The organism is Urbifossiella limnaea, from assembly GCF_007747215.1.
Taxonomy (GTDB): Bacteria; Planctomycetota; Planctomycetia; order Gemmatales; family Gemmataceae; genus Urbifossiella; species Urbifossiella limnaea.
This window is the reverse complement of record NZ_CP036273.1, coordinates 1,518,501-1,540,900: the sequence shown is the minus strand read 5'-3', so window position 1 is coordinate 1,540,900 and position 22,400 is coordinate 1,518,501. Positions and strand designations below refer to the sequence as shown.

Sequence of the window (22,400 nt, the reverse complement as noted above, 5' to 3'; positions counted from 1 at the left end):
CGCGGCGGGAAATTGATGCCCCGGGCGGCGCGGGGTACAGTAGTCCGTACACCCCGCCCCCCCGAGCCCGCGGATGCCAGCCCTGCCCGACGACAATCCCACGGTCGCCCGCCCGCCGGTCGCCGCGCCACCGGACGACGAGGACGGCCGCACCCGCACCTCCGGCGGCTGGCGCGACTTCGTCCACGCCACGCTCACCTGCCCGCCCGCCGGCCCGGGCCCGTCCGGGCCGCCGTCCGGCCTCGCCATCCGCGAACTCGACCGCTGGGTCGATCAGAACCGCAGCAGCATCGACGTCGGCGAGTACAAGCTCCTCCGCTCCATCGGCACCGGCGCGTTCGGGTCCGTGTGGGAGGGGCAGAACTTCGACACCGGCGAGCACGTCGCCATCAAGTTCCTGTCGGCCGGCGACGACCGCTGGGAGGCGATGCTCGGCGAGGTCAAGCTGCTGCAGGCGCTCGAGGGCACCGGCGGCATCGTCACCGTGAAGCAGGTCCGCAAGGGCACCGACGCGCAGCCGCCGTTCTACGTCATGCCGCTGGCCAACGGCGGCTCCCTCGCCGACGTGGTGAGCGCCGCGAAGAAGGCGGCCCGTGCCGGCGAGCCGGTCGTGCCGGTGGCGGAGGCCGTGCGGGTGTTCACGCGGGTGGCCGAGGCGCTGGCCGCCGTCCACCGCCGCGGCATCCACCACTGCGACCTGAAGCCGCGGAACGTGCTGCTCCACACCGCCGACCCCGGCCACCCGGCGCAGCCGCTCCTCGCCGACTTCGGGCAGGCGCACCTGGCCACCGACGACACGCCGGCCCTCGGCACGTTCTTCTACATGCCGCCGGACCAGGCCGACGCCGCGCTCAAGAAGGCCCGGTCCGACAGCTCGTGGGACGTGTACGCGCTCGGCGCCCTGATGTACGAGTTGCTCGTCGGCGAGCCGCCGCGCCGCGACGAGGCGCTGCGGAAGGCCATCAAGCAGACCGAGCACCTCGACACCAAGCTGCGAGCCTACCGCGACGGCGTCACCGCCGCGCCGAACCCGACCGCCCACCGCCGGCTCGTGGACCCGCTGCTGGCCGACGTCGTCGACCGCTGCCTGGCGACCGACCCGGCGGCCCGCCCGCGCGACGCCGGCGAGGTGGTCGACCTGCTGAAGAAGCGGGCGTGGTGGCGGCACGTCCGCACCCCGCTGGCGGTCGGCGCCGCGGCCACGTTCGTGTTCGTCGCGCTCGTGGCCGGGGGGAGCGCGTTCGCCGCCGACCGCGTGTACCAGCGCACCACGGCGGACGTGAGCCGCGAGATCGACGGCAGCCTCACGCGGACGGCGTGGTACGGCAAGGGGGCGGTCGAGCGGGCGCTGCAGGACCACGTCGCGTTCGCCGAGCAACACGCCCGGGTGACGCCCGAGCTGCGCGACCGCCTCACCGCCGCCGCGGCGACGGCCGCGCTGGCGGAAGGCGACGCCACCCGCGCCCACGACCTGCTCACCGACCGCGCCGCGTTCGACGCCTTCGTCGCCCACGTCCACGAGGACGCGCAGAAGCGGTGGCCGGCGGTCGAGGGCCGCACCGTGGCGCTGCTCGTGGTCGCCGGCGACACCCCGACCGGCGGCCCGGCGCGCGGGTTCACGCTGGCCCGCGAGAAGGCCGGCGTCCCCGCCGCGGCCGACCGGGCCGACCCGCAGCAGGCGTCGAACTACCGCACCGAGTGGTCGTTCCGCGACTACTTCACCGCCGACGGCAACCGGTTCGCCGAGCAGGGCCGGCCGCACCCCGTGGTCCGCCGCACGCACGTCTCGCAGACGTACCAGTCGCGCCGCGACGGCAGCTGGCGGCTCGACGTCATCACCCCGGTGTGGGCGGCCGACGGCCGGGTCGTCGGGCTGCTGTCCGTCGGGCTCGACGTGAGCCGCCACCTCCGCCACCTGATCGACATGCCGGACGCGATGCTGGCCGACCGGCAGGAGATCGCGCGGGCGCTGAGCGCGTTCGTGGTCAACGACCGCGGGGCGTGGGTGTGGCACGAGACCGGCATGGCCGGGCTCAGGGCCGACGCCGCCCGCGACGTCCACCGCGACCCCGAGAACCTGACGCGGCTCGCCCGGGAGCTGGCCCCGAAGCACGGCATCCGCCCGGACGACCTGGTGCCGTGGAAGTCGATCGACCGCGGCATCGAAGACGGCCCCGACCGGTACGTCGACCCGGTGGCACTGGACACCCCGGCCGGCGGGGAGCAACTGCTGGCGCACACGCTGACGTTCCGCCCGCTGGCGCACAGCCGGTACGAGGAGAACCGCGGCCGGGTGTGGGGCTTCGTGGCGCAGATGCCGGAGGCGGTCGCCCTGGCCCCGGTGGACCGGCTGAAGCGCCAGCTGACGTGGGCCGGGTCGGTCCTCGTGGCGGCCCTGGCGGCGCTGGCGGTCGTGCTGTGGGTGTGGCTGTTCCGCCTGCTCCGCGGGTGGGAGTTCGCGGGACACGGGTGACGCCCCCGGCCCGCCGGCCGTAGGATGACGGGGTAGCGGTTCCGCAGCCGCGGGTGGGAGTTCGCGGGTTATGGCTGAGCTGGAAGCGATCACCGACATCCGGCCGACGAAGGACAAGCCGCACGTCCCCGCGGCGCAGTTCAGCCGCCGGTTCGCCCTCGCCCCCGGCAAGCAGTTCCGCCTCGGCCGCGACGAGACCAAGATGGACTTCGCCGTCCCCGAGGACGACCAGGTCTCGCGGTACTACGCCAACGTGTCGTTCGAGGCCAACAAGGTCCGCGTCGACCGCCGGCCGCCCGTCCCGCCCGACTACCCGGACGCGCCGGTCAACAAGATCGTCGTCCGCGACCCGAAGGCCCGCGACCGGTTCCTCGACGTCACCGGCTGGGACGTGGGGCCGGGCGAGTCGTTCTGGATCGGCCAGACCCAGTTCACGCTCCGCGGCGACGGCGACACCGGCCCCGAGTCGCCGATCGACGCCACGGTCGCCGCCCGGCAGGAGGAGCGGACCCGGGCGCAGCTGGAGGAGATCGCCTTCACCAACCCGGCGACGGTGCTGAAGGCGATGGAGCAGCTGCCGAACACCATCCGCGCCGCGGTGAACGAGCAGGGCCTGTTCCGCCAGATGCTCCGGGTCATCATGGAGGCGCTGCCGCGGGCCGACGCCGCCGGCATCGTCCGCATCCCGCCCGACAACCCCGCCGGCGAGCGGCGGCTGGCGGTCGTGGAGTCGAACGTCCGGCCGACGGCTGCGCTCGGCGGCGGGTTCGCCCCGAGCCGCCGGCTGGCGCACAAGGCCATCCAGGAGCGCCGCCGCAGCTGCCTCCACTGCTGGTCCACCGACCCGACCGACTCCGGCAGCGCCCAGGAGATGACGCTCGCCGCCCCGCAGGGGATGCAGAACCAGACCCCGTGGGCCATCTGCACGCCGTTCCAGGACAACTCGAAGTTCGCCCTCTACGTCTCCGGCCGCGTCTCCGGCCAGTGGGGCGCCCTCGGCAAGCCCGGCCAGGACAAGGTCGTCAACGACCTGACGCAGTACCAGAAGACGGTCGAGCTGATCGTCGGGCTGATCGAGACGACGCTGCGGATGAACCGGCTGGCGAAGCAGAACAGCGTCATCAAGCAGGCGTGGCACCGCGAGCTGTGGCCGTTCATGGACCGCCCCGAGGAGCTGGAGCGCGTCCTCGAGCCGGGGGTGAAGGAGGTCACCATCCTGTTCTGCGACCTCCGCGGGTACTCCAGCGACGTGTGGAAGACGAAGGACGACCTGACCGGGGCGTGGCGGAACATCTCGCTGGCCCTCGACACCATGAGCAGCACCGTGACCGACCACGGCGGCGTGGTGAGCGGGTTCCGCGGCGACGCCGTGCTGGCCTTCTGGGGCTGGCCCGAGCCGAAGGACCGGCAGGTCGAATCGACGTGCCAGGCGGCGTTCCGCATCTGGGACAAGCTGACGCAGAAGGGGATGAAGTGCGGCCTCGGCGTGACGCACGGCGCGACACTGGCCGGCCGGCTGGGGGCGCACGACCTCGCGGTGGTGGACCTGTACGGCCCGGTGGTGAACCTGGCGTTCCGGCTCGAATCGATGACGAAGGCGTTCGGCGTGGGGGCGATTTGCAGCGGGCCGGTTGCCGAGAAACTGACCGCGTCGAGCGGCGGCCGGCAGCTGCGGACGCGGAAGCTCGGGAACGTCATCGCCAAGGGGTTCCCCGACCCCGTGCCGGCGTTCCAGCTGTACTCGCTGGACAACCCGCCGATCCACGAGTTCCAGGACTTCGACTGGGCGTCGGCGGTGGACCAGTTCACCGACGGCGACTGGGCCGGGGCGTACAAGCAGCTGGAGGAACTGTTCCCGGACGACCCGGCGAGCCAGTGCCTGCGGCGGGTGATGAACAAGCTCGGCACCGGCGACGACGAGCTAAAGCCACCCGCGGACTGGGACAAGCACCGGTCCTACGTGCCGGTCGAACCTTAGTCGGGTGTAGGGGTGTAGGGGTGAGGGGGTGAAGGGGTGACGGAAGGGGTGAACCTGTCACCCCTTCACCCCCTCACCCCCTCACCCCTTCACGGGGTGCCGAGAGCGTAAGGAGCGAGCGAGATGGCCGAGCCGCGCCGGAAGTGGTTCCAGACGACCGCGATCGACTACCCGAACAGCCGGCCGCACATCGGCACGGCGTTCGAGAAGGTCGGCGCGGACGTGCAGGCCCGCTACCGGCGGATGGAAGGGTACGACGTGTTCTTCCTGATGGGGAACGACGAGAACACGCTGAAGGTTGCCGACCGCGCCAAGGAACTGGGGTCGGAGCCGCAGGCGTACTGCGACGACATGGCCCGCCAGTTCCGCGAGGTGTGGGACGCGCTGGACATCTCCTACGACGTGTTCGTGCAGACGAGCAGCGAGCGGCACAAGGCCTGCGCCCGCAAGTTCGCGCAGCAGGTGTACGACAACGGCCACATCTACAAGGGCGACTTCGAGGGGTGGTACTGCGCCGGCTGCGAGGAGTTCAAGAGCGACAAGGTCCACGCCGCGAACGACGGCCTGTGCCCGAACCACAAGCGGCCACTCGTGCGGCGCACCGAGCCGTGCTGGTACTTCCGGCTGTCGTCGTTCAAGGACCGGCTGCTGGCGTACCTGAAGGACAACCCGGGGTTCGTGCAGCCGGACAGCCGGCGGAACGAGATGATCGGCTTCATCGAGGCCGAGGGGCTGGACGACCTGAACATCTCGCGGCACGGCGAGGAGTGGGGCGTGCGGCTGCCGTTCGACCCCGAGTTCACCATCTACGTGTGGTTCGACGCGCTGCTGACGTACATCACCGGCATCGGGTACGCCGACGACCCCGAGCTGTTCGCGCGGCTGTGGCCGTGCGACACGCACTTCATCGGCAAGGACATCACGCGGTTTCACGCCCACATCTGGCCGGCGATGCTGTGGGCGGCCGGGCTGGAGGCACCGCGGCTGGTGTTCAGCCACGGGTTCGTGAACAACAACGGCGAGAAGATGGGGAAGACGCTCGGCAACATCGTGGACCCGGTGGAGCTGATCGCGAAGTCGAGCTCCGATGCCTACCGCTACTTCTTCATGCGCGAGTGCCCGTACCCGAGCGACGGCGACTACAGCGGCCAGCGGTACGAGGAGGTGTACAACTCGGAGTTGGCGAACAACCTCGGCAACATGCTCAGCCGGGCGCTCACGCTCGTGACGAAGAATTACAGCAGCGTGTTCCCGAACACGGCCGGCAAGGCGCCCGAGCCGGTCGTGCCGGGGCTCGACCTGGCGGCGTTCGTCGAGACGGTGCGCGGGCACGTCGAGGGGTGCCGGTACAACCTGGCGTTGCAGGCGGTCGTGCAGGACTTCCTGACGCCGACGAACCAGTACCTCGAAACGAACGCCCCGTGGAAGCTGGTGAAGACGGACAAGGACGCGGCCGCGCGGGTGCTGTTCAACGCGGTGCAGTCGCTGCGGGTGGCGAGCATCCTGCTGAAGCCGTTCATCCCGCGGGCGGCGGAGGCCATCTACACGAGCTTCAACTTCCCGAAGTCGTGGGCCGAGGTGACGTACGCCGACGCGGCCGTGCTGTCGGCGCAGCCGGACGACCTGCGGGTGACGGCGGAGGTCGTGGACGGCAAGCCGAAGCCGCTGTTCCCGCGCATCGCGTGAGACGATCCTCCGTTCGAGCCGGCCCCGTCAGGGGTCGGAGCGTTCCGCACGCCGGGCGCTCCGACCCCTGACGGGGCCGGCTCGGATGATCCCGCTACAATCACGTCGCCCTCCCCGCCCCGCCCGAGCCGAGCCATGCCCACCCGCCTCGCCGTCCTCGCGGCGCTCGTCGTCGCGTCCGCGGTCGCCGCCCAGCCCGCCGCCCGGCCCGGCCTCCGCTTCACCGTCAGCATCGACCCGGCGCTGCCGGCGCAACCCGGCCGGCTGCTCGTCGGCGTCGGGCCGAAGAACGGCGCCCCCGACTTCACCGAGTACAAGCCGCCCGTGCTGCCCGTCCTCGGCGCCGACCTCGCCGCCGGCCGCACCGCTACGCTGGACGCGGCGTCCGACGTGTTTCCGATCGCGCCGGCGATGAACGACCTGCCGGCCGGCGAGTACACGGTGCAGGCCATCCTCGCCACCAACCGCGATGTGAACCTCCCGGACGCCCCCGGCAACCTGTACTCGGCCCCCGTCCGCGTGAAGCTCGACGCCGCGGCCGGCACCACGGTGAACCTCACGCTCGACAAGACGTTCACCGAGCGGAAGCCGAAGGACACCGCGACGCACAAGTACCTGGCGCTGCCGTCGAAGCGGCTGAGCGAATTCCACGGCCGGCCGATGACCTACCGCGTCGGCGTCGTCCTGCCGCCGGGCTTCGACACCGATACTGACAAGCACTACGGCCTGATCCTCGACGTGGGCGGCTTCGGCACCCGCTACACCGACGCGCGGCGGACGCAGCCGGACAAGCGGTTCGTGCAGGTGGTGCCGGACGGCGCCGGGCCGTTCGGCGACCCGTACCAGGTGAACTCGGCCAACAACGGCCCCTACGGCGACGCCCTGATTCAGGAGGTGATCCCGTTCCTGGAGAAGACGTACCGCTGCGGCGGCGCCGGCAAGCGGTTCACCTGCGGGGCCAGCACCGGCGGCTGGGTGTCGCTGGCGCTGCAGCTGTACTACCCGGACACGTTCAACGGCTGCTGGAGCCAGTGCCCCGACTCGCTGACGTTCGAGCGGTTCGAGCTGATCGACCTGTACGCCGAGAAGAACGCCTTCGTGAACCGCTTCGGCTTCGAACGGCCGAGCACCCGCACCCTCGACGGCGACGTGGTCTCGACCGTCCGCCACGAGGCGCAGCTGGACCGCGTGCTGGGCAAGGGTGGTCGGTGGGAGCTGGGCGGCCGCGACTGGGCGAGCTGGAACGCGGTGTACGGCCCGCGCGGGGCCGACGGCCTGCCGGTGCCGGTGTGGGACGGCAAGACGGGGGCGATCGACAAGACCGTGCTGGAGCACTGGAAGAAGTACGACTTGACCCGCTACATCGTCGCCAACTGGAAGGACCTCGGCCCGAAGCTCGCCGGCGGGAAGGTGAACATCTGGGTGGGCGACGCCGACGACTACTACCTGAACGCGGCGGTGCACCGGTTCAACGCCGCGGTGGGGCTGCTGCGCGAACCGGCGTTCGACGGGCGGGTGCTGATCGAGCTGCGCGGCACGCACCGGAGCGGCGGGTGGACGCGCCGCGAGCGGCTCGACGCGATGGCCGCCCGCGGCGGGCTGTGAGCGCGGCGCCGCTTGCGGCTTAGCGGCGTGTACGCCGCTAAGCCGCAAGCGGCATCGCATTTCACGTCTACAATTCCGTCATGGCTCGCACCCTCCGCCTGCTGCCGTTCGCCACCGCCGACGGGGCCACCAACATGGCCGCCGACGAGGCGCTGCTCGTGTCCGCTGCCGCCGGCATCGCCTCGCTCCGCTTCTACACCTGGACCGAGCCGACGCTGTCGCTCGGCTACTTCCAGCCGGCCGAGGCCCGCGCCGCCACGCCGGGCGTGCCGTGGGTCCGCCGCTCCACCGGCGGCGCGGCCATCCTGCACCACCACGAGCTGACCTACGCACTGGCCCTGCCGCCGGCCGCCGAGTGGCACACCGGCGAGCCGTGGGTCTGCCGGATGCACCACCTGCTGCGCGACGAGCTGGCCGACGCCGGGCTGACGGCGAAGGCCGTTCTGTGCGGCGAGGAGCAGAAGCTCGGCGAGGTGCTGTGCTTCCTCGACCAGACGGCCGGCGACCTGCTCGTGGAGGGGTCGAAGGTGGCCGGCAGCGCCCAGCGGAAGTGGAAGGGGGCGCTGCTGCAGCACGGCAGCATCCTGCTGTGGCGCAGCCCGCACGCCCCGCACTTGGCCGGCATCAACGACTTCGCCGGCCGCGAGCTCGTGGCGGCGCCGCAACTGGCCGCCCGGCTGGCCGGCCGGGTGGCGGTCGCCGCCGGGTGCGCCGTGGAGACCGACGACTGGACGCCGCTGGAGCGCGCCCGCACGGCGAAGATTCGGGCCGAGAAGTACGCCGACCCCACCTGGAACGGCAAGCGCTGACGCCGCCCGGCCCGGGCACGTCCGAGCCCGGCTTTCTCGTTCCCTGAGCTCGCCCCACGTCCCGCAACCCGGCGCGGCCGGCCGGTTTGCGTCCGGGCCGAAGGTGTTCTACCGTTGCGACAGGAATTCCGCCCCCGCCCGAATTCATCCGGGCGGCCTCGGGACGCGCCCCCTCAGCCCGCCACGGTGCCCGCATGTCCGTCCCCAACTCGGTCGAAGAACTCGTGCAGCTCATTCGCAAGAGCGGCATGGTGGACGAGGTGGTGCTGTCGAACTACCTCGAGCGCCGCGAGTTCGCCCGGGGACTCCCCACCGACCCCCGCGAGTTCGCCGAGGACATGGTCCGCGACGGCGTCCTCACCAACTTCCAGGCGGAGCAGTTCCTGCTCGGGAAGTGGCGCGGGTTCACCATCGGCAAGTACAAGCTGCTCGAGCGGGTCGGCGTCGGCGGGATGGGGCAGGTGTTCCTGTGCGAACACCTGTTCATGAAGAAGCGCGTCGCCGTGAAGGTGCTGCCGCCGGCCAAGGCCGACCAGCCGGCGGCCCTCGGCCGGTTCTACCGCGAGGCCCGCGCCGCCGGCAGCCTCCAGCACCCGAACATCGTCCGCACCCACGACATCGACCAGGACGGCAACCTCCACTTCCTCGTCATGGACTACGTGGACGGCACCAACCTCCTGGACGTGGTCAAGAAGTTCGGCCCGATGGACCTCGGCCGCGCCGCCAGCTACGTCCGCCAGGTGGCGCTCGCGCTCGACAGCTCGTTCCGCGCCGGCATCATCCACCGCGACATCAAGCCGGGCAACATCCTGATCGACCGCCGCGGCACGGCCAAGCTGCTGGACATGGGGCTGGCCCGGTTCTTCCGCGACCACACCGACCAACTGACGATCAAGTACGACGACAAGATCGTCCTCGGCACGGCCGACTACGTCGCGCCCGAGCAGGTGGCCAACAGCCACGCCGTGGACATCCGCGCGGACATTTACGGCCTCGGGGCGACGTACTACTTCCTCCTCGCCGGCCACCCGCCGTTCCCGACCGGCACGGTGTCGCAGAAGCTGCTGTGGCACCGCACGAAGGAGCCGACGCCGATCAAGGAGATCCGCCCGGACGTGCCCGACGACGTGGCGGCGCTCGTCGCCCGGATGATGGCGAAGGAACCGAAGGCCCGCTACCAGACGCCGGCCCAGGTGGCCGCGGAACTGGAGGGCATCGTGCCGAAGGTGGTGCCGCTGCCGGCGGCCGAGGAGATGCCGGTGCTGAGCCCCGCGGCGTCGGAAGGGGCGCAGCCGGAGGAGGATGCGCCGGAACCGGTCGGCGTGGCGACGGACCAGGAACCGGCGGCCCGGACCGCGGTCGCGGCGGCGCGCTCGCCGTTCGGCCCGGCGCCTGCACCGTTCGCCCCGGCGCCCGCGGCGGGGAACCCGTGGGGGGCTCCAGCGACGCCGGCAAGGCGTTCGGGGTCGGGCGTACGGCCCGGACTCCCGCCGCGGCTGCCGACGGCCCACCCGTCGGCCGAGACCGCGGCGGCGCGGGTGGAGCAGACGCCGGCGGGGATGCGGCCGGCGGGGGCGTCGCATCCGTTCCGGGCCGACGTGACCGAACCGGCGCGGGCGAAGGCGCCGTGGCGGATGATCCTGGCCGCGGTCGGCGGAGCCGCCCTGGCCGGCGCCGGGATGGCCCTGATGAAGCTGCTGGGCTAACGGACCCGCCCGCCGGGCCGGCGCCGGCCCGCGTCTTATCCCACCAACTCCGGGATCGGCCGGCCCTGGTCCAGCAGGTACGTCGGCCGGCCGCTGAGGTCGGGCAGCGACGCCGTCACCGGGTCGATGCCGAGGGCGTGATAAATCGTCCCCACCACGTTCTGGAACGTCATCGTCCCGCTCACCGACCGCTCCGCCCGCGCGTCCGTCCGGCCGATCACCTGCCCGACCTTCATCCCGCCGCCGAACACGATCGCGCTGCCGGCGTCCGCCCAGTGCTCGCGGCCGGGGCCGGGGTACGTCACCTTCGGCGTCCGCCCGAACTCGCCGAGCACCACCACCAGCGTGTCGTCGAGCAGGCCGCGGTCCTCCAGGTCGGTCACCAGCGCCCACACGCTCCGGTCGAGCGCCGGCAGGCACATGCGGTAGGACAGGAAGATGTCCGACTCCGCGCCGCTGTGGTGGTCCCAGCTGCCGACCTGCACCGTCACCACCCGCACCCCCGCCTCCACCAGCCGGCGCGCCAGGACGAACGGCTTCGCGTCCCAGTCGTAGACGAGCGACTTCACCGTCTGGTGGGTGAACTTGCCGCGGCCGTAGCGGTCGACGTTCTTCCGCGGCTCCTTGGACAGATCGAACGCCTCGCGGGCCTGCGGCGACGTGACCAGTTCCAGCGCCCGCGCCTGGAAACGGTCGAGCGCCGCGGCCTGGCCGGTGGCGTCGAGTTCGCGGCGCATCCGGTCGAGGCCGGCGAGCACGGCCCGGCGGTCGGCCAACGCGTCCAGTGAGCGGACCGGCCGGAGGTCGTCGAGGGCGTCGCCGAACGGGCGGAACGGCGCGTGTTGGGATCCCGCGTAGTACGGCCGCTCGTAGTCGAACCGGTCGTTCGCCTCGACGCGGTGGAGGCTGACGTAGGCCGGCAGCCGGGCCGTCGTGCCGAGCAGCCGGCTGGCGACCGACCCGAACGCCGGCCGATTCCCCGCACCCCGCGGCAGGCCGGTGTACACCTCGCTCAGGTAGTGGTCGTTCTCGACGGACCGCACGCCGTTCAGGACCGCGGCCTTGTCGAGGATGCTCGCCTGCAGCGGGAACAGCTCGCACAGCCGGACGCCGGGGAGTCGCGTCGGGATGGTGCCGAACGGGCCGCGGAACTCGGCGGGGGCGTCGGGCTTCGGGTCCCAGGTGTCGATGTGGCACGGGCCGCCCTACAGGACGACGTAGATCACCGACTTCGGGCGGCCCGTGGTGTCGGCGCGGAGCAGCGCGGGGAGCGTGACGCCGGCGACGCCGAGCCCGCCGGCGCGGAGGAACTGGCGGCGGGTGGGCGGGCCGCTGGAGATGGTGAGCACGGGCGGGTCTCGGACGGGCGGGGCCGGCGGGTACGATTAGGTATGCCCGACCGGCGGGTGGCGGTCAAGGCTCGACTCGGGAGGGCACGCCCCTTCCCCGCGCCCGCCGCGTGGGGTACGCTACCCCCACCCGCCCCCGAACTCCCTCCCACCCCCCGCAGCCCATGCGCCACCTGCTCGCCGCCGCCGCCCTCGCGCTGGCCGCGTCCCCCGCCGCCGCCGCCGACCGCTGGCCCGCCTTCCGCGGCCCCACCGGCGACGGCGTCGCCGACGCCAAGAACCCGCCGACCACCTGGTCCGAAAAGCAGAACGTGCTGTGGAAGGCGCCCGTCCACGGCAAGGGCTGGGCGTCGCCGGTCGTCGCCGACAGCCGGGTGTGGGTGACGACCGCCGACGAGGTGCGCGGCAACGAGAAGGTGAAGGTGCCGACCACCGGCGGGCCGAACAAGGGGGCGGTCAAGCACGTCACCTTCTTCGCCGTCTGCCACGACCTCGCCACCGGCAAGGTGCTCCACGACGTCAAGCTCGGCGAGGAAGCCGACCCGGCCTTCTGCCACGACTTCAACAGCTACGCCTCGCCGACGCCGGCGCTCGACGGCGGCAAGGTCTACGCCCACTTCGGCAGCCACGGCACGTGGTGCCTCGACGCGGCCAGCGGCAAGGTGATCTGGGAGCGCCGCGACCTGAAGTGCGACCACTTCCGCGGCCCGGGGTCGTCGCCGCTCGTTTACGAAGGCTGGGTGTTCCTCATCTTCGACGGGTTCGACCAGCAGTACGTCGTCGCCCTGGACAAGCACACCGGCTCGACCGTGTGGCGGCAGGACCGCCGCATCCGCTACTCCACCGACAACGGCGACCTCAAGAAGGCCTACGCCACGCCGCGCGTGTTGACCGTGAACGGCAAGGCGCAGCTGGTGTGCCCCAGCGCCGAGGCCACGATCGCCTACGACCCGAGGAGCGGTGCCGAACTGTGGCGGTTCCACCACCTCAAGAAGGGGACCATGAACGTGGCCGCGCCGCCGGTCGCGGGCTTCGGGCTGACGTTCCTCGTGACCGGCTACCCGGGGCAGTTGATGGCGCTGAAGTCGGACGTGACCGGCACGCCGGGCAAGGACGCGGTGGCGTGGGACACGGACAAGAACATCCCCACGCGGCCGAGCCTGCTGCTGGTGAACGACCTGCTGTTCCTGGTGAGCGACGGCGGCGTGGCGACGTGCCTCGACGCCAAGACCGGCAAGCAGCGGTGGACTGAGCGTCTGAACGGCCAGTACACGGCGTCGCCGGTGACCGCGGCCGGGCTCGTGTACCTGTTCAACGAGTCGGGCAAGGCGACGGTGATCCGCGCGGCCGGCGACTACGAGGTGGTGGCGACGAACGACCTCGACGCCGGCTGCATGGCGTCGCCGGCGCTGGTCGGCGACACGCTGATCGTGCGGACGAAGACGCACCTGTACGCCATCGGGAAGAAGTGACGCCGGCGGGCCGGGTTTCTGATTGCGTTCGCCCGTCCCGGCCGCTACGCTTCCAAGATTCGATGTTGCGCCCCCTGCTGCAATCGGTCCGCGGCTGGGCGGCGGCCGTGCTGGCCGCCGCCGCCGTCGCCTCCACCCCGGCCGCCGCGGCGGCCGGGTGCGGCGACTACGTCGTCGTCCGCGACGGCACCGAAGCCACCGACCACCCGGCCGCGCCGGAGCCGTGCCACGGGCCGGGGTGTCACGGCGCCCCCACCCGTGCCCCGATCGCCCCGGTCGCCCCGCCGACGATCGGCAGCCCGAAAGACGCCGTGACCCTCGGCGCCCTCGACCCGCCGGCTGCGGCCGGGTCGCCCTTCCCGCCCCCCACCTCCGACGCCTGCCCCGACGGCCCTTCCGTCGGCGTGTTCCACCCGCCGCGCGCCGGCTGACCGCGCTCCCGCGCCGTCGGCCCGCGCCCCTCCGCGGGGTGCCCCGAACTCATTCCATCGGTCCCACCCCGACGCGCGGGGTGCGGGCCGTCCACCGCCGTCCGTCGCTCCGTCGGAGGGGACCATGTCCCGCCGCGCCTTCACGCTCATCGAACTGCTGGTCGTCATCGCCATCATCGCCATCCTGATCGGCCTGCTCCTCCCGGCCGTGCAGAAGGTCCGCGAGGCCGCCGCCCGCGCCAAGTGCCAGAACAACCTGAAGCAGATCGGCCTCGCCGTCCACAGCTTCCACGACGCCAACAACCGCTTCCCGAACGGCGGGCTGCCCATCGCCCCGAACCCATCCGGGGTGTTCTCGGTGCTCACGCAAATCCTGCCGCAGATGGAGCAGGACAACGTCTACCGGCTCATCAACTTCAACCTGCCGATCAACGACCCGGCCAACGACGCCGCGCGGAACACCGTGCTCCCCGGGTTCCGCTGCCCGTCCGACCGCGAGAACCCGATGCCGGCGCTCGGCGGGGCCACGAACTACCTGGCCAACACCGGCTCGATGACGCCGTTCGTCATCCCCCAGCCGCAGCTGGCGAACGGGCCGTTCTACGTGAACTACTTCTCCCGCTTCGCCGACGTGATCGACGGCACCAGCAACACCGCCTTCTTCAGCGAGCGGCTGCTGGCCGACGGCAGCAACGCCATCATCAGCCCGGTGGAGGACGTGTTCTTCAACCCGTCCGACCCGGCCGACGCGGTCGCCGCTTACAACACGTGCCAGGGCGTGGACACGAGCAACCTGGCGAACCAGTTCCCGCTGTTCATGGGCGCCCCGTGGATGAGCCACCAGCACCGCTACCAGCACATCTCGCCGCCGAACGGCCGGTCGTGCGGGTTCTTCGTCGTCGGCAAGTCCACCATGCCGCCGAGCAGCCGGCACACCGGCGGGGTGAACGTGCTGTACGGCGACGGCACCGTGCGGTTCGCCAGGAACGCGATCGACCTGACGACGTGGCGGGCGCTCGGCAGCCGCAACGGCGGGGAGGTGGCGAGTGACAACTAACCGCCTCGCGGCCCTCGCCGCGCTGCTCCTCGCCGGCTGCTCCGTCGGGCCGCCGGTGGCCGCGCCGGTGGTGCCGGACACGGCCCGCGCCGCGCTCCGCACGGCGCTCGACGCCTGGAAGGCCGGCCGGCCGATCGGCTCGCTGGCCGAGGCCAGCCCGCCGATCGTGGCCCAGGACTTCGACTGGATGGCCGGCGCGAAGCTGGACGACTACGCCGTCCTCGACGACGGCAAGGCGGAGGACGCGAACCTGCGCGTGAAGGTGCAGTTGACCGTCCGCCCGCCGCAGGGCTCGCCGGTGAAGAAGACGGTGAGCTACGTCGTCGGCACCGACCCGAAGCTGACCGTCTTCCGCGCGATGGAGTAGCCGATGCCGCACGTCAGCCTGCCCGGCGGCCAGCCGGGGATCATCGGCCTCCTCGCCGCCTTCCGGGCGTCCGAGCGGCCGCTGAACGACCTGGCCAACGCCGTCATGCACGGCCCCTCGACGCTCACCGCCGCCGAGCGCGAACTCATCGCCGCGTTCGTGTCGCGCGGCAACGAGTGCGAGTTCTGCTGCAACTCGCACGCGGCCGCCGCCCGCCACCTGTACGGCCCCCGCGCCGCCCTCGTGGACGCCGTCCTCGCCGACCCCGCCGCGGCCGACCTGGACGACGAGATGCGGGCGCTGCTGGCCATCGCCGCGAAGGTGCGGCGCGACGGCCGGCTCGTCACCGCCGACGACGTGCGGCGCGCCCGCGACGCCGGCGCCGACGACCGGGCGATCCACGACACGGTGCTGATCGCCGCCATGTTCTCGATGTTCAACCGCTACGTCGACGGCCTCGCCACCGTCGCCCCCGCCGACCCCGCCGTGTACGACGAGATCGGCGCCCGCATCGCCACGAAGGGCTACGGCAGCCAGTTCCGCACCCCCGCCCCCGGAGGCACGCCATGAGAGCGACCCTGACCCTGCTCCTGTTGGCCGGCGTCGCCGGTGCCGCCGACCCGCCGGTGGTGCTGCCGAAGCTCGACCCCGCCAAGTACGCCGACGCGAAGGCCGCCGCCGCGACCGCCGCGGAGATCGAGAAGGAGTACGACGACAAGCGCAAGCCCGAGGCGGTGAAGATGCTCCTGGCGATCCTCAAGGGGTCGCAGATGGGGCCGGGCGAGGGCTGGTTCGGCCCCGCCAGGAGCCGCTACACCTGGAAGTGGCTCGCCGCGAAGCACGACCTGCCGCCGGACGCCCAGGCGCTGCCGCGTGCCAGGTTCGCCGGCCCGCCCGAGCTGTTCGCCCGCCTCGACCGCGACGGCGACGGCGCGGTCACGCCGTTCGACCTCGACTGGTCCGACCGCAACCCCTACGTCCAGCAGACGGGCATGGTCAACCGCCTGTTCCGCCGCATGGACGCGGACGGCGACTCCAAGCTGTCCCGCGAGGATTTTGACGCCTTCCTCAAGCGCGCGACCGGCGGCAAGGACGCCTTCACGCCCGACGACTTCCGCGCGGCGCTGCTGTCGGCCGGCCCCGGCGGCGCGTTCATGCCCGGCGACGGGCCGAGCATCCCGATGCTCGTGAAGGGGCTGTACGGCAGCGAAGTCGGCTCGCTCCAGGAAGGCCCGGCGGTCGGCGACGCGGCCCCCGACTTCACCCTGAAGACGGCCGACGGCGCCGACACGGTAACGCTGTCGAAGCTGGTGGGGCCGAAGCCGGTGGTGCTGGTGTTCGGCAACTTCACGTGCGGCCCGTTCCGCGCCATCTTCCCCGAGGCGGACGCGCTGCGCGAGCGCTACAAGGACAAGGCCACGTTCGTGATGGTGTACGTCCGCGAGGCGCACCCGCTCGACGGCTGGAAGATGGAGTCGAACACCCGCGTCGGCGTCGCCGTCAAGCAGCCGACCACGACCGCGGAGCGCGGCCGGGTGTGCGAGCAGTTCCAGGCGAAGCTGAAGCCGGGGATGAAGGTGCTGGTGGACGACATCGCCGACACCGCGGGGAACCTCTACAGCGGCATGCCGGCGCGGTTCTACGTCATCGACACCAAGGGGAAGGTGGGCTTCCAGAGCGGCCGCGGGCCGTTCGGGTTCAAGGCCGGCGAGATGGAGCAGGCGCTGTGCATGGCGCTGCTCGAGGCGGCGCCGCCGAAGGACGTGCGCGGCGCGCTGGACCACCTCCCGCTCCCGGGCTGGGCCGCGCAGCTGGCCGGGCCGATGCCGAAGACCACGGCGAAGATGCTGGAGCTGGACTACCTCCACCGGGCCGACAACCCGCTGGGGAACGTCCTCGCCGCGCGGGTGCGCCTGGCCTGCGCCGCCGCCCTCGGCAGCAAGTACGGCGTCGCCACCGCGACGGGCGACCTGGCGCGCATGGGCGTGACCGCCGAGCCCGGCGCGGACGCGCCGGCGGTGGCGTTCGCCCGCAAGCTGTCGCTCGAAGGGCACGCCATCACCGACGCCGAGTTCGCCGCGGTGCTGAAGCAGTACGGCCCGGAGCGGACGACGGCGCTGGTCCACACCGTCGCCTACTGCAACTTCCACAACCGCATCGTGTGCGGCCTCGGCACCGAGCCGCGGGCCGACCCGCCGCTGCCGGTGGCCGTCGACCCGGCACTGCTGGCCGCGCCGAGTTCGCCCGCGCGGCCGCCGTGGGACGACGTGAAGGCCGCGGCGCACGCCGGCCCGCGGATCAGCCCGGCGTGGTCGAAGGGCGGCGCCGACGCGCTCGGCTCGGCCCTGGCGGCGCAGAAGGCGCGCACCCTGCGCATCCCGCTGCCGGGGAAGGAGCGGTTCGAAGGGCTCACCGGCCGCGAGAAGATGCAGGCGGAAACGATCCTGTGGAACACGGTGAGCAGCGGCTACCAGCCGGGGATGACGCGGGCGTGGTTCGCCTGCCTGGGGGCGTTCTACGAGGAGTCGAAGGTGGACCGCGTCTTCACCAACACGATGTTCTGGGTGGTGACGCGGACCAACGACTGCTTCTACTGAATGGGCCACAGCGAAATGCTGCTCGCGGTCGCGGGCTTGAAGCAGGACGAGGTGGCCGCCCGGGTGCGGCGGCTGGCGACGGGCGACTGGTCGGACTTCCCGCCGGCCGAGCGCGCGGCGCTGGGGCTGGCCTACAAGCTGAGCCGCGAGCCGGCGGCGTTTAGCGCTGCCGACCGGGCGGAGCTGGTGCGGGTGTTCGGCGCCGCGCGGGCCGCCGACCTGACGTGGTACGTGTGCTGGTGCAACTACATGACGCGGGTGGCCGACGCCTTCCAGCTGCCGCTGGAGCGCGACAACGTGTTCACCCCGGCGCCGAAGAAGTAAACTCCCCGCGCCCCGCGGCGGGGCAGTCGCCGCGCCCCCGGAGCCCTGACGTATGACCACACCCCAGCCCGCCGCGGGGCGCACCGTCGCCGTCGTCGGCGACGTGTACCGGTTCCTGGCGACCGGGGCCGACACCGGCGGCCGCTACGCCCTGTGGGAGGCGTGGGTGTCGCCCGGCGGGGGGCCGCCGCCCCACGTCCACTCCCGCGAGGCAGAGGGGTTCTACATCCTGGAGGGCGAGGTCACGTTCACCGTGGCCGGGGAGCGGACGGTCGCCGGGCCGGGGGCGTTTATCAACGCCCTGCCCGGGACTCCGCACGCCTTCAAGAACGAGGGCGACCGGCCGGCGCGGATGCTCATCTCGGTGGCACCCGCGGGAGTGGAAGACATGTTCTTCGAGGTCGGCGTGCCACTGCCGGACGGGGCCACGACCGCACCGCCCCCGGCACCGGACGAGATCGCCCGGCTACTGGCGGCCGCCCCGCGCTACGGGCTGACGATCCTTGTGCCGGGCCACGGCTGACCGCGGTCCGGAAACGAAGAACGCCCGGGGGATCGCCCCGGGCGTTGTCGTTTCTCAGGCTCGCGGCGGGTCAGATCCCGTACTCGCCGCCGAAGCCGATCTTGCCGCCGCCGCCGCCGAAGCCACCGATCTGGCCGCCGAAACCGCCGATCTGGCCGCCGCCGCCGAAGCCACCGATCTGGCCGCCGAAACCGCCGATCTGGCCGCCGCCGCCGAAACCGCCGATCTGGCCGCCGAAACCGCCGATCTGGCCGCCGCCGCCGAAACCGCCGATCTGGCCGCCGAAACCGCCGATCTGGCCGCCGCCGAAACCGCCGATCTGGCCGCCGAAACCGCCGCCGCCGAAGCCACCGATCTGGCCGCCGCCGAAACCACCGCCCCCGAAGCCGCCGCCTCCACCACCGCCGAGGCCGCCGCCGTTGCCGAGGTAGCCGCCGGAGATGGTCGGGAACTGACGAATGCCGCCGCCGGCGAGGCCGAGCCCGCCGCCACCGGCGATCTGGCCGCCGCCGCCGAAACCGCCGCCGCCGAACCCGCCGATCTGCCCGCCACCGCCGAAGCCGCCGATCTGACCACCACCACCGAACCCGCCGATCTGGCCACCGCCGCCGCCGAACCCGCCGATCTGGCCACCGCCGCCGCCGAACCCGCCGATCTGGCCGCCGCCGCCGCCGAACCCGCCCTGGTTCTGGCCGCCGCCCTGGTTCTGGCCGCCGCCCTGGTTGCCGAGGAAGTTTTGTTGGCTGTTGCCGTTCGGCCGCAGCGCGCCGGGCGCCTGGTATCCCAGGAACGAACCGCGGAAGTTGCCGTTGTTCTGGGCGCGGGCCGCCGACGGGCTGACGAGCCCGGTCAGCGGCAGGACCGACGCCAACCCGAGCCCGAGGGCCAGGTAGCCGAACGGCCGGTGGAGAGAGCGAAACATGGGTGACCTCGTTACGGAGCGAGGGGGATGTTGTCCGAACGAGCGGACCGATCCGTAATTTCAAGGTTAACCAATTTTTGGGCGGGTGCAACAGAGTATTTGGCGGCAGTGATGTCGGCCGGGCGAGGTTTCGTCCCCGGGAGACGGTGAGAGGGGTTGCGCCGGCCAAGGGGTCACAACCGACGGCGGCATCTCACCCGGCGTCACCGGGGGTGCTGACCAACGAACTGACCGCAGTGGTCCGGCTCACCGGCCTGCGGTTGGAGGCGCGAGCCGACGTGGGAATGCAAACGCCCGGGGGTTCACCCCGGGCGTTCGCGTTCCCGCGTCACAGTTGGTCAGATCCCGTACTCGCCGCCGAAGCCGATCTTGCCGCCGCCGCCGCCGAAGCCGCCGATCTGGCCGCCGCCGCCGAAACCGCCGATCTGGCCGCCGCCGCCGAAACCGCCGATCTGACCGCCGCCGAAACCGCCGATCTGACCGCCGCCGCCGAAGCCGCCGATCTGACCGCCGCCGCCGAAACCGCCGATCTGGCCGCCGCCGCCGAAACCGCCGATCTGGCCGCCGCCGCCGAAACCGCCGATCTGGCCGCCGCCGCCGAAACCGCCGATCTGGCCGCCGCCGCCGAAACCGCCGCCGCCGAACCCGCCGCCGCCACCACCGCCGAGGCCGCCGCCGTTGCCGAGGTAGCCGCCGGAGATGGTCGGGAACTGACGAATGCCGCCGCCGGCGAGGCCGAGCCCGCCGCCGCCGGCGATCTGGCCGCCGCCGCCGAACCCGCCGCCGCCGCCGCCGCCGCCGCCGAACCCGCCGATCTGCCCGCCGCCGCCGCCGAACCCGCCGATCTGACCGCCACCGCCGCCGCCGAACCCGCCGATCTGACCGCCACCGCCGCCGCCGAACCCGCCGATCTGACCGCCGCCGCCGCCCTGGATCTGACCGCCGCCCTGGTTCTGACCGCCGCCCTGGTTGCCGAGGATGTTTTGTTGGCTGTTGCCGTTCGGCCGCAGCGCGCCGGGCGCCTGGTATCCCAGGAACGAACCGCGGAAGTTGCCGTTGTTCTGGGCGCGGGCCGCCGACGGGCTGACGAGCCCGGTCAGCGGCAGGACCGACGCCAACCCGAGCCCGAGGGCCAGGTAGCCGAACGGCCGGTGGAGCGAACGGAACATGGGAGTCCTTGGCGGTGCGCGGTGCGCGGTACGGAGCCGGCCCGGCGGGCGGGGCAGTCCGTATTATCCAGGGTACCCACTCCACGGGCGGATACAACCGCGGAGCCGCCGGCCGACCCGGTAATAGCGACGGGTTCCGGCCCCGGGGGCCGGGGGTAGTGATTGCACCGACCGGTGAAACGTCACCCCGGGCCGGGCGTCATCCGTACAACGCCCCGGGGCGGCCGGGGTTGGCGCCGCCGCCGAAATTCTCGTCCGCCCCCGGCGAATCCCCGTCCGTCGCCCGCCCCCGAGGGGTCCCCATGCCGCGCACCGCCGTCCGGCTCGCCCTCCCCGCCGCGGCCCTCGCCGCCGGGTTTCTGCTGCTCCCCGCCGCCGCGCAGCCGCTGCCGGCCGGCTCGCCGCTGCGGTACGTCCCCGCCGACGCCGCCGTCTTCGTCCACGCCGACGGGGCCGCCCTGTGGGCCGGCCCCGTCGGCGAGGCCGCCCGCAAGGCCGCCCCGAAGGAGGCCGGCGAGCTGACCGCGAAGGCCAAGGCACTCTTCGGCGTCGCCCCCGACCAGCTCAAGACGGTGACGGTGTTCTGGCCGAAGGTCACCGGCCCCGCCGACCTGATGTCCGCCGGCGTCGTCCTCACCTTCAAGGCGCCCTACGACAAGGCCGCGCTCCAGAACGGCCTCGCCAAGAACCTGCCGCCCGACGCGCCCGTCCGCCTCGTGCCGAAGGACGCCACCACGGCGATCTTTCTGACCGGCGGGCTGGACGAGAGCTATTCCGCCCCGCGCCCCGTCGCCGAGACCGGCCCGCTGACGCCCTACCTGCGCGAGGCCGCGACCGGCACCCACCTCGTGGCCGCCGGCCTGACGCAGGCCAACCTGCCGCCCGAGATCCGCGGCACCGACCTGCCGCCGGACGTGCAGGCGTTCCGCCCGCTGTTCCACGCCGACGCCGCGGCCGCGTTCCTCGGCATGGGCAAGGAGCTGTCGCTGGAGGTGCGGGTGAAGAGCAAGACGGCGGCGAAGGCGGCCGACGCCGAGAAGGCGCTCGGCGTGCTGCTCGGCCTGGCCCGCGAGGGGCTGAACCAGATGCCCGCCCGGGAGCTCGCCGACCCGGCGATGAAGAACACGACCGCCATCGTCAACGCCATCAAGGGCGGGCTGAAGGACGCGAAGGTCACCACCACCGCGACCGAGACCCGCGCCCGCGTGGCCGTCCCCGCTGACCTGCCGGTCGCGCAGGCGGCGGCCGAGGCGACGGTGAAGTTGCGCGAGGCCGCCGCCCGCGCCGAGTCGTTCAACAACCTCAAGCAGATCGGCCTGGCCATGCACAACTACCACGACACGCTGGGGAGCCTGCCCCCCGCGGCCGTGGTGGACCGCGCCGGCCGCCCGCTGCTCAGCTGGCGCGTGCTCATCCTCCCGTACATCGAGCACCAGCAGTTGTACAACCAGTTCAAGCTCGACGAGGCGTGGGACGGCCCGACCAACAAGAAGCTGCTGGACAAGATGCCGCGCGTCTTCGCCCTGCCGCAGCAGTTCGCCACCAAGGCCAAGGCCACGGAGACGCACTACCAGGCGTTCGTCGGCAAGGGCGCGGCGTTCGACGTGCTCAAGGGGCCGCGGCTGATCGACTTCACCGACGGCACCTCGAACACGCTCCTGGTCGCCACCGCGGCCACGCCCGTGCCGTGGACCAAGCCCGACGACATGGCCTTCGACCCGGCCGCCGACATGACCGCGAAGCTCGGCTACTTCCCCGACGTGGCGCACGCCGTGATCGGCGACGGGTCGGTGCGGGCGCTGCGGAAGACGATCGACCGACGCACGCTGGCGGCGCTCATCACCCGCTCCGGCGGCGAAGTCATCAACGACAACGACTTCTGACGGAGGCGCCCCACGAGTTGTCTTCGGCTCCCCTTCGACGGTTGTTCGG

The 22,400-nt window shown here is 72.5% G+C and carries 17 protein-coding genes and 2 pseudogenes; 16 read left to right on the top strand and 3 right to left on the bottom strand.

Annotation, left to right across the window (positions count from 1 at the left end; translation table 11 throughout):
• Positions 1–73: 73 nt before the first annotated feature.
• The 6 genes from ETAA1_RS06150 to ETAA1_RS06125 all read left to right on the top strand — a co-directional run bounded on the left by ETAA1_RS06150 (position 74) and on the right by ETAA1_RS06125 (position 10,257).
• Entirely contained in the window at positions 74–2,473 is a 2,400-nt protein-coding gene (locus ETAA1_RS06150; protein ID WP_145235275.1) for a protein kinase domain-containing protein, read from the top strand.
• A gap of 70 nt (positions 2,474–2,543) precedes the next feature.
• Positions 2,544–4,451 (top strand): adenylate/guanylate cyclase domain-containing protein, encoded by a 1,908-nt coding sequence (locus tag ETAA1_RS06145; protein WP_145235273.1) that lies wholly within the window; start codon positions 2,544–2,546, stop codon positions 4,449–4,451.
• 123 nt (positions 4,452–4,574) lie between these two features.
• The gene (metG, locus tag ETAA1_RS06140) at positions 4,575–6,137 is read left to right on the top strand and encodes a methionine--tRNA ligase (protein ID WP_145235271.1); all 1,563 of its coding nucleotides are present in this window, start codon (positions 4,575–4,577) and stop codon (positions 6,135–6,137) included.
• A 135-nt stretch (positions 6,138–6,272) separates the two neighbouring features.
• Positions 6,273–7,742, top strand: coding sequence for an alpha/beta hydrolase-fold protein (locus ETAA1_RS06135; protein ID WP_145235269.1), 1,470 nt, complete (start codon positions 6,273–6,275; stop codon positions 7,740–7,742).
• An 80-nt stretch (positions 7,743–7,822) separates the two neighbouring features.
• On the top strand, positions 7,823–8,551 hold the full coding sequence (locus tag ETAA1_RS06130; RefSeq protein ID WP_145235267.1) for a lipoate--protein ligase family protein: 729 nt from the start codon (positions 7,823–7,825) through the stop codon (positions 8,549–8,551).
• A 194-nt stretch (positions 8,552–8,745) separates the two neighbouring features.
• Positions 8,746–10,257: a serine/threonine-protein kinase gene (locus tag ETAA1_RS06125; protein ID WP_145235265.1), complete on the top strand. Its 1,512-nt coding sequence runs from the start codon at positions 8,746–8,748 to the stop codon at positions 10,255–10,257.
• Between the two features lie 35 nt (positions 10,258–10,292).
• Here the strand turns inward: ETAA1_RS06125 and ETAA1_RS06120 are convergent.
• A pseudogene (locus ETAA1_RS06120) lies at positions 10,293–11,450 on the bottom strand (DUF1501 domain-containing protein); the annotation flags it as partial.
• Between the two features lie 12 nt (positions 11,451–11,462).
• Entirely contained in the window at positions 11,463–11,606 is a 144-nt protein-coding gene (locus ETAA1_RS06115) for a twin-arginine translocation signal domain-containing protein (RefSeq protein ID WP_145235261.1), read from the bottom strand.
• A gap of 164 nt (positions 11,607–11,770) precedes the next feature.
• Between ETAA1_RS06115 and ETAA1_RS06110 the strand changes: the two genes are divergently transcribed.
• From ETAA1_RS06110 to ETAA1_RS31545, 9 genes and pseudogenes are all read left to right on the top strand, one after another.
• Positions 11,771–13,078: an outer membrane protein assembly factor BamB family protein gene (locus tag ETAA1_RS06110; RefSeq protein ID WP_145235260.1), complete on the top strand. Its 1,308-nt coding sequence runs from the start codon at positions 11,771–11,773 to the stop codon at positions 13,076–13,078.
• A gap of 62 nt (positions 13,079–13,140) precedes the next feature.
• A complete protein-coding gene (locus ETAA1_RS06105) occupies positions 13,141–13,509 on the top strand; it encodes a hypothetical protein (RefSeq protein WP_145235258.1) in 369 nt (122 codons plus the stop codon).
• A 124-nt stretch (positions 13,510–13,633) separates the two neighbouring features.
• The gene (locus ETAA1_RS06100) at positions 13,634–14,566 is read left to right on the top strand and encodes a DUF1559 domain-containing protein (RefSeq protein WP_145235256.1); all 933 of its coding nucleotides are present in this window, start codon (positions 13,634–13,636) and stop codon (positions 14,564–14,566) included.
• The gene (locus tag ETAA1_RS06095; RefSeq protein WP_145235254.1) at positions 14,556–14,933 is read left to right on the top strand and encodes a hypothetical protein; all 378 of its coding nucleotides are present in this window, start codon (positions 14,556–14,558) and stop codon (positions 14,931–14,933) included. Before ETAA1_RS06100 ends, ETAA1_RS06095 begins: the two co-directional genes overlap by 11 nt.
• Positions 14,934–14,936: 3 nt before the next feature.
• Complete coding sequence (locus ETAA1_RS06090) at positions 14,937–15,503, top strand: carboxymuconolactone decarboxylase family protein (RefSeq protein WP_145235252.1); 567 nt, start codon at positions 14,937–14,939, stop codon at positions 15,501–15,503.
• Positions 15,500–16,702, top strand: a pseudogene (locus ETAA1_RS32765) (deiodinase family protein); the annotation flags it as partial. The gene ETAA1_RS06090 and the pseudogene ETAA1_RS32765, both read left to right, overlap by 4 nt.
• Before the next feature lie 828 nt (positions 16,703–17,530).
• The gene (locus tag ETAA1_RS06080) at positions 17,531–17,854 is read left to right on the top strand and encodes a carboxymuconolactone decarboxylase family protein (RefSeq protein ID WP_145235249.1); all 324 of its coding nucleotides are present in this window, start codon (positions 17,531–17,533) and stop codon (positions 17,852–17,854) included.
• A gap of 52 nt (positions 17,855–17,906) precedes the next feature.
• Positions 17,907–18,377 carry a cupin domain-containing protein gene (locus ETAA1_RS06075; RefSeq protein WP_145235247.1) on the top strand — a complete coding sequence of 157 codons (471 nt, stop codon included), beginning with the start codon at positions 17,907–17,909 and terminating at the stop codon, positions 18,375–18,377.
• Entirely contained in the window at positions 18,358–19,305 is a 948-nt protein-coding gene (locus ETAA1_RS31545; RefSeq protein ID WP_202920694.1) for a hypothetical protein, read from the top strand. Before ETAA1_RS06075 ends, ETAA1_RS31545 begins: the two co-directional genes overlap by 20 nt.
• A gap of 332 nt (positions 19,306–19,637) precedes the next feature.
• Here ETAA1_RS31545 and ETAA1_RS31540 read toward each other — a convergent pair whose 3' ends face one another.
• Positions 19,638–20,468 (bottom strand): hypothetical protein, encoded by an 831-nt coding sequence (locus tag ETAA1_RS31540; RefSeq protein ID WP_202920693.1) that lies wholly within the window; start codon positions 20,466–20,468, stop codon positions 19,638–19,640.
• A 302-nt stretch (positions 20,469–20,770) separates the two neighbouring features.
• Here ETAA1_RS31540 and ETAA1_RS06065 point away from each other — a divergent pair, with 302 nt between their 5' ends.
• Positions 20,771–22,351 (top strand): DUF1559 family PulG-like putative transporter, encoded by a 1,581-nt coding sequence (locus ETAA1_RS06065; protein WP_145235245.1) that lies wholly within the window; start codon positions 20,771–20,773, stop codon positions 22,349–22,351.
• Positions 22,352–22,400 lie beyond the last annotated feature (49 nt).

Bases quoted from the DNA above. Each gene is read 5' to 3' on its own strand.
- ETAA1_RS06080 (WP_145235249.1), top strand. From the start codon at position 17,531: ATGGGCCACAGCGAAATGCTGCTCGCGGTCGCGGGCTTGAAGCAGGAC.
- metG (WP_145235271.1), top strand. From the start codon at position 4,575: ATGGCCGAGCCGCGCCGGAAGTGGTTCCAGACGACCGCGATCGACTAC.
- ETAA1_RS06100 (WP_145235256.1), top strand. From the start codon at position 13,634: ATGTCCCGCCGCGCCTTCACGCTCATCGAACTGCTGGTCGTCATCGCC.
- ETAA1_RS06130 (WP_145235267.1), top strand. From the start codon at position 7,823: ATGGCTCGCACCCTCCGCCTGCTGCCGTTCGCCACCGCCGACGGGGCC.
- ETAA1_RS06145 (WP_145235273.1), top strand. From the start codon at position 2,544: ATGGCTGAGCTGGAAGCGATCACCGACATCCGGCCGACGAAGGACAAG.
- ETAA1_RS06105 (WP_145235258.1), top strand. From the start codon at position 13,141: ATGTTGCGCCCCCTGCTGCAATCGGTCCGCGGCTGGGCGGCGGCCGTG.
- ETAA1_RS06090 (WP_145235252.1), top strand. From the start codon at position 14,937: ATGCCGCACGTCAGCCTGCCCGGCGGCCAGCCGGGGATCATCGGCCTC.
- ETAA1_RS06065 (WP_145235245.1), top strand. From the start codon at position 20,771: ATGCCGCGCACCGCCGTCCGGCTCGCCCTCCCCGCCGCGGCCCTCGCC.
- ETAA1_RS31540 (WP_202920693.1), bottom strand. From the start codon at position 20,468: ATGTTCCGTTCGCTCCACCGGCCGTTCGGCTACCTGGCCCTCGGGCTC.
- ETAA1_RS06135 (WP_145235269.1), top strand. From the start codon at position 6,273: ATGCCCACCCGCCTCGCCGTCCTCGCGGCGCTCGTCGTCGCGTCCGCG.
- ETAA1_RS06110 (WP_145235260.1), top strand. From the start codon at position 11,771: ATGCGCCACCTGCTCGCCGCCGCCGCCCTCGCGCTGGCCGCGTCCCCC.
- ETAA1_RS06150 (WP_145235275.1), top strand. From the start codon at position 74: ATGCCAGCCCTGCCCGACGACAATCCCACGGTCGCCCGCCCGCCGGTC.
- ETAA1_RS06075 (WP_145235247.1), top strand. From the start codon at position 17,907: ATGACCACACCCCAGCCCGCCGCGGGGCGCACCGTCGCCGTCGTCGGC.
- ETAA1_RS06125 (WP_145235265.1), top strand. From the start codon at position 8,746: ATGTCCGTCCCCAACTCGGTCGAAGAACTCGTGCAGCTCATTCGCAAG.